General features: G+C 67.4%; 15 protein-coding genes and 1 other RNA gene. 9 read left to right on the top strand and 7 right to left on the bottom strand.

What is annotated here, in order from left to right; all coding sequences use genetic code 11:
* Positions 1–143: 143 nt before the first annotated feature.
* Positions 144–507: a transfer-messenger RNA gene (gene ssrA, locus D7V97_RS26660) on the top strand.
* Between the two features lie 139 nt (positions 508–646).
* On the top strand, positions 647–1,783 hold the full coding sequence (locus D7V97_RS26655) for an acyltransferase (protein ID WP_158623460.1): 1,137 nt from the start codon (positions 647–649) through the stop codon (positions 1,781–1,783).
* A 151-nt stretch (positions 1,784–1,934) separates the two neighbouring features.
* Here D7V97_RS26655 and D7V97_RS26650 read toward each other — a convergent pair whose 3' ends face one another.
* Complete coding sequence (locus D7V97_RS26650) at positions 1,935–2,294, bottom strand: helix-turn-helix domain-containing protein (RefSeq protein ID WP_120613455.1); 360 nt, start codon at positions 2,292–2,294, stop codon at positions 1,935–1,937.
* A gap of 238 nt (positions 2,295–2,532) precedes the next feature.
* On the opposite strand from D7V97_RS26650, the gene D7V97_RS26645 reads away from it, so the two are divergent.
* Positions 2,533–4,380, top strand: coding sequence for a serine/threonine-protein kinase (locus D7V97_RS26645; protein WP_120613452.1), 1,848 nt, complete (start codon positions 2,533–2,535; stop codon positions 4,378–4,380).
* A 33-nt stretch (positions 4,381–4,413) separates the two neighbouring features.
* Complete coding sequence (locus D7V97_RS26640; RefSeq protein ID WP_120613451.1) at positions 4,414–5,328, top strand: DUF2381 family protein; 915 nt, start codon at positions 4,414–4,416, stop codon at positions 5,326–5,328.
* A 410-nt stretch (positions 5,329–5,738) separates the two neighbouring features.
* Here D7V97_RS26640 and D7V97_RS26630 read toward each other — a convergent pair whose 3' ends face one another.
* The 3 genes from D7V97_RS26630 to D7V97_RS26620 form a co-directional block, all read right to left on the bottom strand.
* Positions 5,739–7,091, bottom strand: a complete 1,353-nt coding sequence (locus D7V97_RS26630; protein ID WP_120613449.1) for a phage portal protein — start codon at positions 7,089–7,091, stop codon at positions 5,739–5,741.
* Between the two features lie 503 nt (positions 7,092–7,594).
* Positions 7,595–9,088 (bottom strand): terminase family protein, encoded by a 1,494-nt coding sequence (locus tag D7V97_RS26625; RefSeq protein ID WP_233583233.1) that lies wholly within the window; start codon positions 9,086–9,088, stop codon positions 7,595–7,597.
* A 7-nt stretch (positions 9,089–9,095) separates the two neighbouring features.
* Positions 9,096–9,677: a hypothetical protein gene (locus D7V97_RS26620; RefSeq protein ID WP_120613447.1), complete on the bottom strand. Its 582-nt coding sequence runs from the start codon at positions 9,675–9,677 to the stop codon at positions 9,096–9,098.
* Positions 9,678–10,130: 453 nt separating this feature from the next.
* On the opposite strand from D7V97_RS26620, the gene D7V97_RS26615 reads away from it, so the two are divergent.
* The gene (locus D7V97_RS26615) at positions 10,131–10,346 is read left to right on the top strand and encodes a hypothetical protein (RefSeq protein WP_120613446.1); all 216 of its coding nucleotides are present in this window, start codon (positions 10,131–10,133) and stop codon (positions 10,344–10,346) included.
* Positions 10,347–10,514: 168 nt separating this feature from the next.
* Positions 10,515–10,742, top strand: coding sequence for a hypothetical protein (locus D7V97_RS26610; protein ID WP_120613445.1), 228 nt, complete (start codon positions 10,515–10,517; stop codon positions 10,740–10,742).
* A 150-nt stretch (positions 10,743–10,892) separates the two neighbouring features.
* On the opposite strand, the gene D7V97_RS44285 is transcribed toward D7V97_RS26610, so the two are convergent.
* Positions 10,893–11,294 carry a hypothetical protein gene (locus tag D7V97_RS44285; RefSeq protein ID WP_147444988.1) on the bottom strand — a complete coding sequence of 134 codons (402 nt, stop codon included), beginning with the start codon at positions 11,292–11,294 and terminating at the stop codon, positions 10,893–10,895.
* Between the two features lie 324 nt (positions 11,295–11,618).
* On the opposite strand from D7V97_RS44285, the gene D7V97_RS26605 reads away from it, so the two are divergent.
* On the top strand, positions 11,619–11,945 hold the full coding sequence (locus D7V97_RS26605; protein WP_233583231.1) for a hypothetical protein: 327 nt from the start codon (positions 11,619–11,621) through the stop codon (positions 11,943–11,945).
* Positions 11,946–11,984: 39 nt separating this feature from the next.
* Here D7V97_RS26605 and D7V97_RS26600 read toward each other — a convergent pair whose 3' ends face one another.
* Entirely contained in the window at positions 11,985–13,394 is a 1,410-nt protein-coding gene (locus tag D7V97_RS26600; protein ID WP_120613444.1) for an IS66 family transposase, read from the bottom strand.
* A gap of 219 nt (positions 13,395–13,613) precedes the next feature.
* Here D7V97_RS26600 and D7V97_RS26595 point away from each other — a divergent pair, with 219 nt between their 5' ends.
* On the top strand, positions 13,614–14,099 hold the full coding sequence (locus D7V97_RS26595) for a hypothetical protein (protein ID WP_147444987.1): 486 nt from the start codon (positions 13,614–13,616) through the stop codon (positions 14,097–14,099).
* A 126-nt stretch (positions 14,100–14,225) separates the two neighbouring features.
* Here the strand turns inward: D7V97_RS26595 and D7V97_RS26590 are convergent, their stop codons facing one another.
* Positions 14,226–14,597 carry a hypothetical protein gene (locus tag D7V97_RS26590; protein WP_147444986.1) on the bottom strand — a complete coding sequence of 124 codons (372 nt, stop codon included), beginning with the start codon at positions 14,595–14,597 and terminating at the stop codon, positions 14,226–14,228.
* On the opposite strand from D7V97_RS26590, the gene D7V97_RS26585 reads away from it, so the two are divergent.
* Complete coding sequence (locus D7V97_RS26585) at positions 14,596–15,099, top strand: C40 family peptidase (protein WP_120613441.1); 504 nt, start codon at positions 14,596–14,598, stop codon at positions 15,097–15,099. The two genes, D7V97_RS26590 and D7V97_RS26585, sit on opposite strands and share 2 nt — an antisense overlap.
* Positions 15,100–15,192 lie beyond the last annotated feature (93 nt).

The raw sequence follows: 15,192 nt of genomic DNA, 5'->3' as shown, positions 1-15,192 counted from the left end.
GGCCTGGTGGGCTGTCCGGTGGGAGCGGAAGGGGGATGTTGAAGGCGCGACCCCGTGGATGCAGGAGGATTGACGGGGGGCGTTCAGCGGTTAATGTAAGTGGTGTGCGGAGCCGTCGCGGCCGCATGACGTACGGCGAATCTGGGGGCGACCTGGCTTCGACGGGGGCATTGAAGTTCGAGACGCGTGCCGAGCTTGTTGGGACCTCGTTAAACTGCCGACAACATCACAAAAGCCAACGACAACGTTGAGCTCGCGCTGGCTGCCTAATTAGCAGTCTTTAGTGCGCGGTCCCCCTGCTCTCGGTCCGTGGGGTGGGGATGGGCCGTCATAATGCGGACTGGTCACCGAGGGAGCCTGGGCCCGAGGTGACGAGATCTTTCCAGGACCGGCATCGGGAATCCCGTCCGTGGGAGTCCAGGTGACGTAGCAAATCGCGGACTACGCACGTAGGGTCAAAGAGCAGACGGCTTTCGGACGAGGGTTCGATTCCCTCCGCCTCCACAGTGAAGAAGCCTGGCAAGCCAGTATGGGTTGCCAGGCTTTTTCTTTTGTCTGGCGAGGGAGGGCTCTTCCCCAACAGGGCCTCCATTCCTCCCATGATCCGCTCTTGGTAGGGTTCCGCCCCCCGGTTCCCGCTGAGACCATGACTCGCTCGCGCACGCTCGACATCCTCCGGACGTTCGCCGTCCTCCTGGTCCTCGGCCGACACATCCAGATGCCGCTGCGCGGAGTGGACGCGTGGGTCGTCGCCTTCCTGGACGTGTGGCAGAGGGGAGGCTGGGTGGGGGTGGACCTGTTCTTCGTGCTCAGTGGCTTCCTGGTGTCGGGGCTGCTGTTCAAGGAGCACCAGCGCTCGGGAGCGCTCTCCGTCCAGCGCTTCCTCATCCGCCGCGGGCTGAAAATCTATCCGCCGTTCTACGCCCTCCTGGGGGTGACGGTGGCCTTCGCCCTGCTGGGACTCCCCGGCTACACGCAGCTGACGTCCGGGGGGCTGCTCCGGGAGCTGCTGTTCGTGCAGAACTACCGCTTCGGGCTCTGGAACCACACCTGGTCCCTGGCGGTGGAGGAGCACTTCTACCTCCTGCTGCCGGTGCTGCTGGTGCTCCTGCTGAAGGGGAACCGCGGGCGCTCGGCCGACCCTTTCGGCGCACTCCCCCGGGTGTTCCTCGCCGTGGCCCTGGCGTGTCTGGGGATGCGGCTGTTCACCACCTTCCGCTCGCCGTTCAACTACTACGTCCACGACTTTCCCACGCACCTGCGCATCGACTCGCTGCTGTTCGGCGTGCTCCTGGCGTACTACCAGCACTACCGGCCCGAGCGCTTCGCGAGCATCACCCGCGACAGACGGGCCCTGCTGTTCGTGATGGGCTGCGCCTGTTTCATCCCCGCCTTCCAGGACCCGCACGAGGAGAGCTGGTACCTCACCACGGTCGGGTTCAGCCTGTTCTACCTGGGCGCGGGCCTGCTGGTGTGCGCCGTGCACGACCTGCAGCCGCGGCCCACCTGGCCGGTGCGGCTGCTGTCCTTCCTGGGCGCGCGCTCGTACTCCATCTACCTGTGGCACATGCCCGTGGCGGTCTGGGGCAGGAGTGTGCTGTTGAAGGTGCTGCCCGTGTGGAACTGGTACGTCTACGCGGTGATGTACTTCCTCGGCACGTTCCTGCTGGGCCTCGGGATGCATTGGCTGCTGGAGGGCCCGGTGCTTCGCCTGAGAGACCGGTTCTTCCCTTCCAGCCCGCCGGTGGCCTCCGTGCCCGCCAGCATGAGCCCCAGTCCGTAGGAGCGCCTCCGGCGTTGTCCCAGCAGTGACCCTTGCGGCTCATCGGGCAGGTGATGCCACTCTTTGCCAGCCGCGCCCGGTCATCCTCACCTTCCCGGAAGGGCTGGAGGCGCACGAACTCAAGGTGCTGGCGAAGCGGGAGTAGGGCCCTTCAGCGCGTCAGGACGGTAGCGACGTGGAGGAGCGCTTCGAGCTTCTCCGCGTCCAGCTTGCGCCCGAGGTAGAGCAGCCGGCGCAACGCGGGCACTTCATCCTCCCGCGCTCGCGGACGCTGACCCTTGCGTCCCCGCACCAGGGCCGTGAGGCCCAGCATGTCCTCGGGGGACACCTTCAGCTCCGTGCACAGGCGGTAGAGCGTCGGGACGCTGGGCAGCATCTTCCCGCGCTCCAGGCGGCTGTAGACGGTGGAGAGCAGGCCGACGCGAGCGCCCACCTCGGCTTGTGTCAGGCCCTGCTCCTCGCGGGCGGCGCGGGCGGTTCTGCCAATGGTGATGGCCAGCTCTTCATTCATGGGGCCGGGAGGGTAGCAGGTGGAGGCGTGCACGCACCGGGGATCCATGCAGGCGCCGCACGGGGGGAGGCGAGAAATCAGGGATGGGATGCGTGTACTTGAAAGGGCCAGGGAGGTGAATCCATCGGGCTGAGTGACAGAGGAGGGATTCCCGGGCTTCTCGCGCTTCTGTTAGCTTGCGCGCCCCGCTGGGAGGACGTCACATGCGAGTGGCCGGCAACCCCGAAGGAAGGACGCCATGAGGCCACCGCCCGCCATCCTGACACCCGGCGAGCAGGTGCTGGGCTACACGGTGGAGCGCCAACTGGGACAGGGGGGCTTCGGCACGGTGTACCTCGCGCGCAATGGAGGGCAGCCCTGTGCGCTGAAGCTGCTGCACCTGCAGCGCGTGGGCGAGCGGGTGAACCGCGAAGTCACCATCCTCCTCCAACTGGGGCACCCCAACGTCGTGGGCCTCCAGGGCTTCGGCCTGTGGCCGCCCGCCGAGCCGCAGTTCGCCGTCATCGCCATGGAGTACGTGGACGGGCGCCGGCTGGACGTCTGGGCGGACGAGGAGAACCCCACGGCGCGGCAGGTGGCGCGCGTGGTGTTGGACGTGGCACTGGCCCTCGCGGCGACACATGCGGCGGGCGTGCTGCACCGGGATGTGAAGGAGGCCAACGTCATGGTGCGCGCCGCGGACGGCCGGGCCAAGCTGGTGGACTTCGGCATCGGCGACTACGAGGGCGCGCGCGAGCTGACGGAGGACCTGCTGCCACCTGGGACGCCGGAGTACCGCGCCCCCGAAGTGTGGCGATACTTCCAGCAGCATCTGCGCGTGCCCGGGGCCCGCTACACGGCGGGCGTCTCGGACGACTTGTGGGCGCTGGGCCTGGTCCTCTACGCGCTGCTGACGGGGCGCCGGCCCTTCGACGGCAGGGACGACGCCAGCTTCATCGAAGCCGTCCTCACCAGCGAGCCGCCGCCGCCGCACGAGGAGAATGCGCGCGTGCCCCGGGCGTTGAGCGACGTGTGCATGCGGCTGCTGGAGAAGTGGCCCGATGTGCGCACGTCGAGCGCCCAGGCCGCCGCCTCGGCGCTGGAAGCGGCGCTGCGGAGCGCGGATGCAACGTGGGACGCGCCGCTCTGTGACACCTTCGCGGAGGACACCGCGACGACGGAGGGGGGCCGGGACAGCGAGGAGCGGTGGCTGCATCTGCCGTTGCACCGGCCTCGTCGCGGGAAGCGCGCGCCTCGGGTGAAGAAGCCCGAGCCTCAAGAAGCCGCAGCTTCCGCCGCCGAAGCGCCGCCGCCGGGAACGACCGTGCGCGTGTCGCCGAGGAGGCCCCCGTCCTTCGGGGCCTGGGCAATGCTGGCGCTGGCCCTGGTGCTGGTTGCGATAGGGGCGGTCCTCATTCAGTGGCAGCTACGCATTTCGAGTCCTACGCTTGCCCGACAGGAAGTAGCGCCCTCTAGCGAGTCATCTCAAGCTGGTTTGGCCGCAGCTCCTGCCGGACCCGAGGCCACTGCTGCGGCCGTCGCTCTCCCTGCGACGCTTCAGGAGGTTTCAGCCACCGTGACGACGCAGCCGACAGACACTCTGCATCTTCAGCTCCCCTCGAAGCCCGTGAAGAAGGGCATGAGCGTCATGGCCCGTGCGGTGAGCACGGTGGCGGCCTGCACGGCGCTCGCGTGCCCAGGTCCTCAGGTGCGTCCGGCTCCACCTCCTGAACCGTGCCCGGTGGGATCCGTCAAGGCCATGGAGAAGCTGGATATCGATATGGGGGATAAGCACGACGCTCTGTTTGTCTTCGATAGTCCCCAGATCATTTCTGTTCAGGAGGGTCCGACCCAGTTGGTTCTGGCCGGCCCGTGGGGGGACATGCCGAGCAACACAGTATTGTCCGGCCGGCTCATCGTGCGGGACCGCGTGTATGGACGCCTGACGTGGGCGACGCCTCCGAAGGGGGACAGTTTCCCCATCTGCATGGATGTCTACGCGGAAGAGGGCGCGCGAGGCATGGCGCGAGAGACCGGGGACGACTCGCCCTCCAGTGCCCGTATCTACACGACCGCTCGTGTGAAGGCGGTGAGTGAGTTCGAGTAGCAAGAAGCAAGACTGCCTGGGAGTCATCGTCGAGTGCCTTCTTCTTCCTTCGTTTTTCTTCTGGGCTTTCTGTTCGCGAGCGGATCCGCGGTCGCCCAGCCGGAAGTCACATCCACCGTACCGGGCGCACGTCGCATTGAGTTGACCCCAAGCGAAGCGCAATCCACCTCTGAGATAGCGGTGAGCCCGGGGCTCTCAACGGGCCTCTACTTCGACGCAGATTTGATGCGAGAGGCCATCGAGTTGGAAGGGCGGGACCGCTTCTCTCTGGTGGATGTGGGGCAGGCCACCCTCCGATTGGTTCCTTCGTCTCGCGTCACTCCAGGTGAGAAGTTCCGGCTGGTCGTGCGTTTCAGGGACGGAGCGGCGCCTGTGAGTGCCTCATTCCTTTTGCAAGTGCATCCCGCCAAGGCGGAACCCCTCGTTGAGGTCTATCGCGGGAAGAGGACGCTTGAGACCTACCAGCAAGAAGCCCGCGAAGCTCACGCAGCGCTGCTGCGCTGCCAGGATGAGAACTCACGGCTGATTGCGGAGCATGACGCCCCAGGGGGGCTGGCTGGCCTTATCTCCACTGGGGCACTGGACGAGTATGGCGTGGTTGGGAAAGTCATGACCAAGGACGTCGCTCAGGCAGCGGGGGATCCCATCAAAGCAACCTTCGTCAGGAGCTACCGCTCCAAGAAGGGCGTTGCCGTCGAGATCCAACTGGTGGTGAAGGCGGGAGCGCTGCCCTGGGTTGCGAAGGACGCAACGCTTCGAGGCAAGGCCGGAGCAGAGTTGAAGGTGCTCCGCATCTGGCAGGAGCAACCCATTCCCGTAGGAGAGGCCAGGCGCGTGGTCGTCGAGGCCGATTGCTCCGCGATAGCGGCCCAGGGGACCTTCTCACTCAAACTCTGGGAAGCAGCCGGGCCGCGCAGTATCACGCTCGGCAACGTGACGTTCCCGTAGCAGGGCGCATTGATGTTCTCCTTGCCCACGGACTCACAGGCCCAGAGGCTGCCGCCCTGGCCGAAGACGGACTCGAAGACGCCGGCGGACTTCTCCTTTTCCAGCAACTCACGCAGCGGCTGGTTGAGTCCCTTGGACTTCTCGCGCGCGGTGCGGTCCTCGAACTCCAGGAGGGCCGCCTTCATGCGCACGCCCAGTAGCGAGTGCGCCAGGCTCTCCGTGTCGAACATGCCCTTGCCCCCGTCGCGGTCGTACTCCTCCGGAGGTTGACCAGCCGGAAGACGGGGAGGGCAGTGGCCGGCGCGGCGGCGTTGGGCGTGGGCTCGATGAGCTTCAGCGTGAGGGCGCGCGTGTTGCGCTTGCTGCGCGGGCGTCTGTCCATGCCCGAAGAGAAGGGGCGACGCCTGCCGCTACACGCGTCCCTCTTCGCCGCTGCGGTCACGCGGTGGGTTGGGCGTGGCGTTCGCGGAAGCCGACTGAGGGTTGTTCCCTCCGCCCGCGCCGGGCAGGGGCAGGGCGCGCTTCCCCGCAAGGGCCGGGTCCGGCTCGTAGCCCACGAGCTCGCGCATCTCGTTGAAGGTGAAGGCCTCCGTCGGCGGCGTCGTCATGAGGCGGAACGTGCGCTCGAACTCCTGGGGGCGCGGGTCGTCGTAGTCGAGGATGGCGTCCCGGTCGACGAGGGGCACCAGGCAGTGCTGGTACCAGGAGCGCCAGAACTCCATGCGAGGAAGGACGGCGAAGTCGGCCAGGGTGTACTTGGCGCTCTCCGCGGTGGAGCGGTTGCTGGCGGACAGGTCGCCCACCAGCTCCGGGGGCACGTTGTAGTTCTGCCGGATGAAGTCGTGGATGCCCTTCTTCAGCTCCTCCGTTTGCAGCTCGCGGAAGTTCACCTGCACCTGGGCGAGGCTGACGCCCGCGGGCGCGAACCACACCTTGCCCGCGCTGCCCGGGCCGGCGAAGGCCTCCTTGTACTTCTTCTCCAGGTCCTCGACGACTTCCTCCATGTCGGCGCCCTGCGTCTTCGAGTCCACGCCGACGATGGCGGCCGGCACCCCGCCGCGCTCGAAGGTGGCCTTCGTCGCGCGCGAGATGGCTTCCGCCGTGTCCAGCTCATCCCCCAGCGCCATGCCGGCGCCGGAGCCCCGGTCCTCCGGGTTCTCCGGATCCAGGTGTTTGAACCAGAGGACGTCCGTCTCGGGCACCGCGCCGCTGAAGAGGTTGTAGCTGATGAAGAAGTAGGGACTGCCCGGCGCGGGCGTCATGAGGACGCGGTGTGGAGGCACCACCTCCCAGCCCACGACGCGGCCGGTGTCATCGCGGCGCAGCCAGAGGAAGGCCTCGCCCACCAGGTCCACGTGCACCTGGCCGAGCTTCCGGAAGGCGCGTCCGGGGTAGCGCGGGTGCGGCGCTTCCAAGAGGCGCAGCAGCTCGTGGTCGGGCAGCTCCACCAGCTCGCCCGACGCGGTGGCGTCCTTCAGCGCCTTGGTGCGCAGGGCCGGGTTGGCGGACTTCAGCCGCGGGTCGAGCACGCCCAGGATGCCGGGGTGGGCGCGCTTGTAGACGCGCCAGCGGGGCGTCGCCACCGCCTCCGCCACGGTGTCCACGACGGTGCGCAGCCAGCCGTTTTCCTTGTACGCGCGCAGCACCTCTCGGCTGCCCCGGCGCGGGCTGAAGCTGACGACGGGGAGGGCATGGACGAGCGGACCCCGGGGAGCGGGCAGCATGCCCAGGGCTTTGAGGGCGCGGTGGAAGAGGGAGGCCATGCCCTTCGAGAAGGGGCGTCCGACCTGCGCTATTCACCGAACATTAGCTCGCGCGACTCGTGGCGAAGCTGTTGGTTGAGGAGGGGTGGCAATCCCAGATGATATCTGGTAAAATAAGAGAAACCGCCAAATCATGTTTCTGGTGGTCACGGAGTTACTGCAATGACTGCTCGTACCTTTGTCGCCGCAATCCTTGTCGCTGTGCTCGCTTCCGCATGTGGAGGTACTTCTGAGTCTGGGTACAGCGTCACCAGCGGAGAGGATTCCGTACTCATCGTTCGGCACGATGGAGAGTCCACCGCCGCGACGGATGGCACGCTCTTCATGGAGGACATGAGCAGGGGAGAGGTTTCGAAGGTCGCCGCGCCTGAGGTTACGGCCTCCGGATACTGTTGCGCCAGCTGCACGCCGCCTGATGAAGATGGCGTAATCATCTGCACGGGTTGCCGCGAGGGCACGTGCGCCGAGACCGAAGGATCCTAGGTGGGTCTTAAGCCAGACAGTCAGTCGTCTGCTTCCTCGAACACCGCATCCTCCGTCCCGCGCTGCCGCCCGGCGGCCCCCGTGTTGCGGCGCTTGGGGATGACGTAGAGGTAGATGGGCCACGCGAAGGCGTCCGCTCGGTCGTCCCTCGCGTGGCCGCCCTCCTGGCCGGTGAACTTCGCCAGCTGCGCCTCCAGCTTGTCGTGCTTGCCCACCATGTGGACGAGGCCCGCCTTCGCGTAGGAGGACACCGGCGCCGCGCGCTCCGCCTTCGACTGCATGGCGCGCTCGGTTAGCACCTTCACCTTCTTCACCGTGCGGATGGTGCTCTTCACCATGCTGCCGCCGGTGTTGCTCTCGGCGAACACCCAGGCGTTGGACTTCCCGTTGCCGCGCTTCTTCGCGAAGGGCTCCCAGGCCTCCAGCGCCTTGATGGCCTCGCGCGCCCAGACCTCGGGCTCCGGCGTGCGCAGTGAGGCGTCCTGCAGCACATAGACGTGGTCCAGCCCGTCCGCCTCCAGGCGCACGCCCAGCACGACGATGCCGTGCATGTCCGCGCCCTTCTTCTCCCCGGTGGCGGGGTCGACGCTCACGATGATGGCGTCGTATTCCTTCGGCGCCTTCTTCGGGTGGATGCGCGAGGCGTTCCAGTCCACGCCCCGGTAGAGCGCCGGGTCCAGGTCGAAGGACAGCTCGCCCATGAACTCGCGCCGGCCTTCAGGCATGCCCATCATCCGGCGCACGTAGCGCTCGTAGGGTGGGTCCAGGTTGGAGAGGTTCTCCAGCGTGGAGCTGCGCGCCAGCACCAGCCCCTCCCGCTCGCTCAGCATTTCGCGGAAGAGCGTCGTCGGCGCGGGCGTGGTGGTGATGACCATCCGCGCCGGCAGCCCCAGCTTCCGCATGCGCGAGCTCGCGAGGCGGTTGACGTCGCGGCATTCCTTGTAGACGGCGATGGCGTCCCCCCGCCACGCCACCGGCTCGTCCGCCCAGATGAACGTGTACTGGTGCCCGCGGAACTTGTCCGCGTTCTTCGCCGGCAGCCACGTCGCCTGCGCGCCGTTGGGCCACACCAGCCGTCGCCGCGACTTCTCCACCTTCGGGAAGAACCAGGGCGGGGAGATGGTGAGGATGCCGCTCGTCCCCTCCAGCTGGTTCTTCACGATCTCCGAGTAGGTGGGGCCGACGATGAGGATGCGCGCTTCGGGGTCCGCGCGGGCCTCGTCGATGACGGCGGCGGCGCCCGCGTACGTCTTCCCGGTGCCGCGCCCGCCCATGAAGAACCAGGTGCGGTAGTGCGCGGGTGGGCGTTGTACCGGTCGCAGCCAGTACTTGTGCTCGTGGTAGAGGAGCACCAGGTCCTGGGGCGTGAGCGCCAGCGCCTCGCAGTGGCCGGCGGTGACGCCCTTCGCCTCGTAGGTGGCGAGGGCCGCTTGCTGGATGAGGGAGTGGTGGCCGTGGGTGTCCGCCGTGATGACGGGGATGCCCTCCAGCAGCGACTCCCCAGCCTTCGCCACGCCCGCGTCAGTCCCCACCGGCGTCCTCGGGGGCGGACTCCGGCGGCGCGTCCTTCGGCGCCTGGGCCTTCAGGTGCTGCGCGATGAAGGTGGCCAGCTTGTCGTCGAGCTTCGCGCGCGCTTCGTCCGGGGTGATGACCTCGAAGAGGGGCCCGTGCCCGTTGCCGGCGGGCGCGGCGGCCTCGCGCGGGACGGTGAAGTCCTTGGGCGCGAGCACGCCCAGGAACCAGCGCGCCCCGCGGCCGTCCATCGTCTTGTCACGGATGGCCTCATTCACGTCCTTCACGAGGCCCTTCTGGAACTCGGCCTGCGCGCGCTCCACTTCCACGACGAACTCGGTGTAGCGGCTGCGCTTGCCTGACTCGATGGCCTCGCGCCCGCGGCGCAGCCAGTTCGTCAGGCGTGCCTCGGTGGTGCCGGCGAGGGCTGCGGCCATGCGCTTCGTGGAGCCCTGGCGCAGCTCCGCCACGATGGCTGTCTGGAGCTTGTAGGTGAGAGTGCTGGCCGGCCCGGTGTACTTCGGCGCGCGCTTCACCCCGGCCGGCTTGCCGGGAGGGCGCTTCGGGTCATAGCCGCGCGGAGGGGACACACCGTCCAGAAGGGGCGCCGCTGGGCCGCCAACGCGAGCAGCGGGCGGGACGCCCACGCCCACGCGCGAAGCGACAGGACGCGCCTACGGGCCGCCAGGAACGCGCAGGGCCCCAAAAAACGGGGGGTCGTCTGTCAGTTCCCCTCGGAAAAACCGCGAGGAATCCGTCGCGCAGGATTGCAGCGCGCCGAGCAATCCCGAATTTTGCCCGGTTTGGGGGTTCCCCACCCCAGGGGGGCATGTAGGACAAGACCGGGTCCGCCACGGGCGGAATGCGCACCGCGTCGTACACGCTCGCCGGCGCGCGCGTTGTCCTCGCGCCGTCCGGCAAGCATCCGCCCTACACGTTCACGTCCGCCCGCCACCCTGAGCGAGCGCACACCGCTTCCCGAACACGGGCGCGCAGGACCTCCCCGGGCCCACTGGCCCAACCGTCGAAACTGCGCGTTTTCGATGTTTGACGTCAGGCTGGTGGGCTCGCTCCTGAACTGGCAGGAGGGGCACCGCGGATGTGGCCAGCCCTTCCACCTGGGCATGCCTTGCCCGCCGTCCACCTGCCACGTCTGCGCCGCGCTGCTCGTGAAGCCCAAGGGCCCAGGGCGCCCTCCGTCCCACTGCGCCGCGGAGCGCTGCCGTCTCGTGGTGGAGCGCAACCGGAAGCGCGAGTGATGCGCCCGGTGTGCGGACCGCATCGCGACGCATGCCGAGCGCATGGCCGCGCTGTGCCGCACCTGCCAGTGCGAGGTGGCGCGGGTGGCAGCGGAGGCACGGCGCGATGTCAGCGAAGAGGCCGAAGTCGCCCGGAAGTTATAGCGACGCCGTCCCTTCTCTCCGGGCATGACCCATCCCGCGACGCGCGTCTTCCCGCTGCTCTTGTCCCCCGAGGAGCGCAAGGCCGGGCTGCCCCGGTCCATCCCGTGGAGCCTGGCCGAGCGCGCCTACGTGGACTACTCGCGGCGCTACGGCACCAGCCAGTCCCTGGAGCGGCTCGCGGAGCGCGGCGGCTTCGGGCCCACGGAACTGGACGTCCACGTGCCCGGCTGGCGGAAGGAAGTAGGGCTGTGACGGCCTGCACCTGCATCCGGGACCGCGCGCCCATGGGCCTGCCGTTCCCGGTGCCGCAGTGTCTGGTCGGAGTGGAACTTCTGTGTATCTCTAAGGGCAGAGGCCTGCCACCCAGTCTACAGGCGGCTGGCCTGCCTACTTCCTCTCGCGTCAGGAGCCCAGGAGGACAGCCGAACCGCACGAGTACGGCGTACCGCCAGAACCGTTCTGTCGGCAGGCCCAAACCCTAACCCGCGCGCTCTCGTTGGTAATGTCCACGTTGTTGCCATCGCTGGTGTTGTAGCCGCTTCCGACGTAGACTTTCGCGAATGCCTTCCACGTTCCGTTAGCCTGCTCGACCTCGATCCAGCCGACGACGCCTTCGTTGTCTGCGTCCGTGTCGGTCACGGTATAGATGTCGCCGTTGTCGTTGAAACAAGTCTTGCCTGCGACGTCCCCGGTATCCGTGGTGCGCGCACATCCGCTCGCTGCGAAGGCAGGAGCGCCGACCAAACAAACCAAAACGGAAACGGCTGCAACCAAAGCCGACCTACGAATGGTCATGCCCTTCATCGTGCATCTCCTGGTCTGTAGATGAATGAGCGCTACTGGCGGACCAAAGCCATACGCCCAGAAATGAAGTTATGCATGTTGTTTGGTTATGTCAAGCAAGTCGGCTTAGGCTTGAATTTGTAGGTGTTGTGCACCAGACGCCTTGCTGTCGCCGCAAAGTTGTCCCCGGCCCCGGCCCCGTCGAGTGAGCTGTCGCGGTGGTGGGCGTGGCAGCCATGGGAGCCCGCCGAGCCACGAAGTCCACTCGCTCCCGGGCGAGGGGCCGCCCCTTCTGTCCGGGCATGCCCCCCCGTTAGCACCGAGTCCGCCGTCCTCATCCTGGCCGTGAGCCAGCTCCTGGTTCCGCTCCTTAACGGGCTGCTGTCGCGTCGGCAGACGAAGCACGAAGCCGCGGCGGACCAGGTGCCGCTGCTTGTGCAGTCGCTAACTGCGGTGGCGCAGGACGTGCGCGACATCAAGGCCGACCTGCGCGTCGTGGGCGAGCACGGCACGAAGCTCCAGCTGATGGATCTGCGTCTCAAGGCGCTGGAGGGGTGGGAGTCTGGCGCTCGGCCGCAGCTTCACCAGGTGGCGAATCAGGTGCAGTTGCTGATGGGGGAGCGCACCTCCCGGCAGCTCCAGCACGCCGCGAACGTGGTGGCCAAGGAGTAAGCGTTCACGGGGGCCGGCGGCCGGGAGCGTGAACTGAGGTTACGTGCCGGGCAGTAGTGAAGGCGCGGGAGCGCGGTGCAGAAGGGCTTCGAGAGCCTCCGTGAGATAGTCGAGCACGTTGCGCTCCTGCTTCCTGAGGCTCATGACGGCGGTGAGGATGCGCTCGACGAAGCGGCTGCCGTCCTCGCTCTGGGTTCCAAAGCTCGTCTTGCGCCAGATGACCGAATGGCGCAGGTCCCTCTCGGCGAGGTTGTTGGTGGGCTCGACGGCCTCGGTATAGACAAACGTCCAGAGGGCGTCTTTGCGCTTGAGGATTTCCCTGGCCGTGCCGGCCACCTTCTTCGGGCACACCTCCGCGGCCTCCGCCAGGAGCCGCTCCACTTCGCGCATCAGCGGCCGCATCCTCCGCTGGAAGGTGGCACGCGTGAGCAGCCCATCGCGCGCCAGGTGCCACCACTCGAACATGACAAAGGCCTCCGCCAGCAGCAGTTCTCCCAGCCGCTTCGCCTCCCCTCCACGCTCGACGAAGCCCTCGAACTCACGCACCAGGTGCGCCCAGCAGACCTGCCGTTTGAGGGCGTGCACCCAATTGTAGGCACACCACCTGTCGGAGATGAGCGTGCCCCGAAAGCCCTGGCCCAACATCGTCTGGGCGACGGCCTTGCCGCGACTCTTGACGATGAGGAAGACCGCCACGGTCGCGGTGCTGGCCACCCACAGCCAGGCCCTGGCATGCTTCTGCCACCAGCCGGTTTCATCCTGATGGACGGCCGGCTGCGTCCGCATGTACGCGCGCGCCTCGCTCACTGGAGCCGCGAGGGCGCTGCTCACCAACTGCTCGAGGTTGCTGACGCTGCCGAGTGCCAGCTCCACACCCAGCACGTCCTCCAGCAACTCCTGCACCCGCCGCTTGGACAGGCGGAAGCGTCCGGTGGCAAGGGCGATGAAGCCCGTCAGGCGCGGACCGAAGTTGCCCTCGGGTACGCCCTCCGGCAGCGGTGCGCAGCGCCAGTCATTGCAGCCGGCGCACCAGCCCGCATGCAGCTCGTACTGCTTCACCTCGGGCACAATCCGCAGCAACTCCACCACCTGGTGGACTCGCGCGGGCGGCGCGCCCTCCAGCCGCAGCAGCGGCCCGTTGCAGCCCGTGCAACGCTCCGGCGCTGGCACCGCGACTACCTCAGTGACTTTGTCCGGCGGCAACAGCTCGCGCTTGCGGCCCTTGTGCCCAGGCTGGCCTCCGGGCTTACGGCCCGTCGGCTCCGACTTCCTCGGTGGCATCCCGGGCGGGTCGGTGGAGGGGGGCTGCGAGGTGTTGCGCGAGGTGCGGCGCAACTGCGCCTCCAGCTCCGCGATGCGGGCGTCCTGCTGCTCGATTCGCGCGAGCGCCGCGCTCAGCCGTCGCTCCAGCTCCGCGATGCGCGCATCTCTTGGGTCGCGCGTCGCCACGTCCCACCAGAGTTCGCATGCACCCGGCTCGCGTCGAGCGCGGTGAGTCCCACCGGTCGCAGCCCAGCTGGCTCCTCAGGCGAGCGCTACCCCGTGAACGCTTACCACCGGACAATCTTCACATCACCCTGGATTGATGGTTATCAAAGAACATCCTAGAAATCATGTCGCTGCCATGGTTGGCGGTAACTCGCATCCAGTACTTGAAGGAGTCTCGACATGATGAATCGCACAGCCCTGCTGGGATGGGTTCTTACCGCCGCGTTGGGAAGCGCCTGCGGTGCTGGCAGAGATGAGCCCTCCACCCCGGAGTCCCTGGGAACCACCGAGGTGTCGCTGGCGCCCGTTGAGCTCAACCAGGCTTCCGGAAGCTGCGACTTGGGGAACTACGTCACCATTGGCTGGGACGGGGGAGAATACGGCAAGGGGTCGTACAACAAGGCCACCGACAACTTCTGCATCTGGGATGAGAAGGAGGACAGCATGCGCGTCGGCGTCCACTGGAAGCTCGGGGACGGCTCCCGCCAGGGCATCTGTTACTTCACCGGCGGGAATGGGAACAGCGGGTCATGCAACAAGGATCTTCCCGAAGGAAAGCATCTGGACATGCGCATCGGTCGCTGCAATGGCAGCGTCTACCCTTGTAACGCCCCCTCTGGCGCTGGCTGGCAGTGGGACCCCTCGGGCAGTGGCACGTCGACCTGACCGGGCATGAGCACGGGCTGGAGGGTGCGTGGCATCCTCCAGCCTGGCGGCTGCGTCAGTTGCAGTGAACACGGACGCCAAGGACACAGGCTCTGGCCATCCGTGACCGACGTTCCTGCCTGCGCTTCAACCCAGGTCTCTGGGCCAACTCCGCGGACGCCACGGAGAATTTGGGTCAGTAGGGTCTGCTGAAACGCTCTTGATCACGGAGAGGAAATCGACGCGGCGCAGGTAGACGTCCGCGACAATCTCATCGTGCCGCGGCGTGTGGCGCACCAGGACAACCTCGTATTCCGCCGCATCGCCATAGTCATCCGTACCGAGCGCTACCAACTCACCAACGCACGGCACGCGAGAGAGCTTTTTCGGGGGGCCAAAGACCTTGAAGGCCGAGTCGCCGTCGTAGCTGGGATTGAGGAACAGCATCACCGACACCGATGCGGCTTGATCGTGCTGGGGCATCCGGGCTGGATAGCCTGTCGCGCTGACAGTTTCCATGGGGCGCCCCTTCTCCGGTGAACACTCGCAGTCCCCGGAGTTCGCCGTGCCCATCATCACTTCGCAGCGCGCCGCCTTCCTCGCCCTCGTCCTCGCGCAGATGCACTCGCCCTACCGCTGGGGCGCGAAGGGCACGCCGGTCTCGAAGGACGGCCCGCGCCCTTTCGACTGCTCCGGCCTCGTGACATGGGCCTTCCACCAGGTGGGCGGGAAGGACTGGCGGGCGACGCACAACACGGACCGGTTGTGGGCGGAGTGCGCGCCGGTGGCGAGCGCGGCGGACCTGCAGCCCGGGGACCTGGTGCTGTACGGCAAGGCCGGGGACCCGGACCACGTCATGGTGCACGTGGGCGCGGGCGTGGTGGTGGGCGCGTCCGGGGGCGGTAGCAAGACGCTCACGCTGGAGGACGCGAAGCGCGCGGACGCGAAGGTGAAGTCCTTCACCCGCGTGGCGTACCGGCCCGACGTCCTCGGCTTCCGGCGCCTGCCCTTCGTCTCCTGACGGGGCCGCCCCTTCCTCCTGGTGCAGCTCACCCGTCGCACCAGAAGACGCGCCGCATGACGACCGCCACCCCGTACACCCCGCCCCCCGAAG

Source organism: Corallococcus sp. CA053C, assembly GCF_003611675.1.
Classification (GTDB): Bacteria; Myxococcota; Myxococcia; order Myxococcales; family Myxococcaceae; genus Corallococcus.
The sequence above is the reverse complement of the archived record's forward strand: the minus strand, read 5'-3'. Positions and strand labels throughout refer to the sequence as shown.

What these genes read in the sequence shown, in the direction of transcription:
- D7V97_RS26590 (WP_147444986.1), bottom strand. Translation starts at nt 14,597, where the DNA reads ATGGAAACTGTCAGCGCGACAGGCTATCCAGCCCGGATGCCCCAGCAC.
- D7V97_RS26650 (WP_120613455.1), bottom strand. Translation starts at nt 2,294, where the DNA reads ATGAATGAAGAGCTGGCCATCACCATTGGCAGAACCGCCCGCGCCGCC.
- D7V97_RS26655 (WP_158623460.1), top strand. Translation starts at nt 647, where the DNA reads ATGACTCGCTCGCGCACGCTCGACATCCTCCGGACGTTCGCCGTCCTC.
- D7V97_RS26585 (WP_120613441.1), top strand. Translation starts at nt 14,596, where the DNA reads ATGGGGCGCCCCTTCTCCGGTGAACACTCGCAGTCCCCGGAGTTCGCC.
- D7V97_RS26645 (WP_120613452.1), top strand. Translation starts at nt 2,533, where the DNA reads ATGAGGCCACCGCCCGCCATCCTGACACCCGGCGAGCAGGTGCTGGGC.
- D7V97_RS26610 (WP_120613445.1), top strand. Translation starts at nt 10,515, where the DNA reads ATGACCCATCCCGCGACGCGCGTCTTCCCGCTGCTCTTGTCCCCCGAG.
- D7V97_RS26630 (WP_120613449.1), bottom strand. Translation starts at nt 7,091, where the DNA reads ATGGCCTCCCTCTTCCACCGCGCCCTCAAAGCCCTGGGCATGCTGCCC.
- D7V97_RS26595 (WP_147444987.1), top strand. Translation starts at nt 13,614, where the DNA reads ATGATGAATCGCACAGCCCTGCTGGGATGGGTTCTTACCGCCGCGTTG.
- D7V97_RS44285 (WP_147444988.1), bottom strand. Translation starts at nt 11,294, where the DNA reads ATGAAGGGCATGACCATTCGTAGGTCGGCTTTGGTTGCAGCCGTTTCC.
- D7V97_RS26615 (WP_120613446.1), top strand. Translation starts at nt 10,131, where the DNA reads ATGTTTGACGTCAGGCTGGTGGGCTCGCTCCTGAACTGGCAGGAGGGG.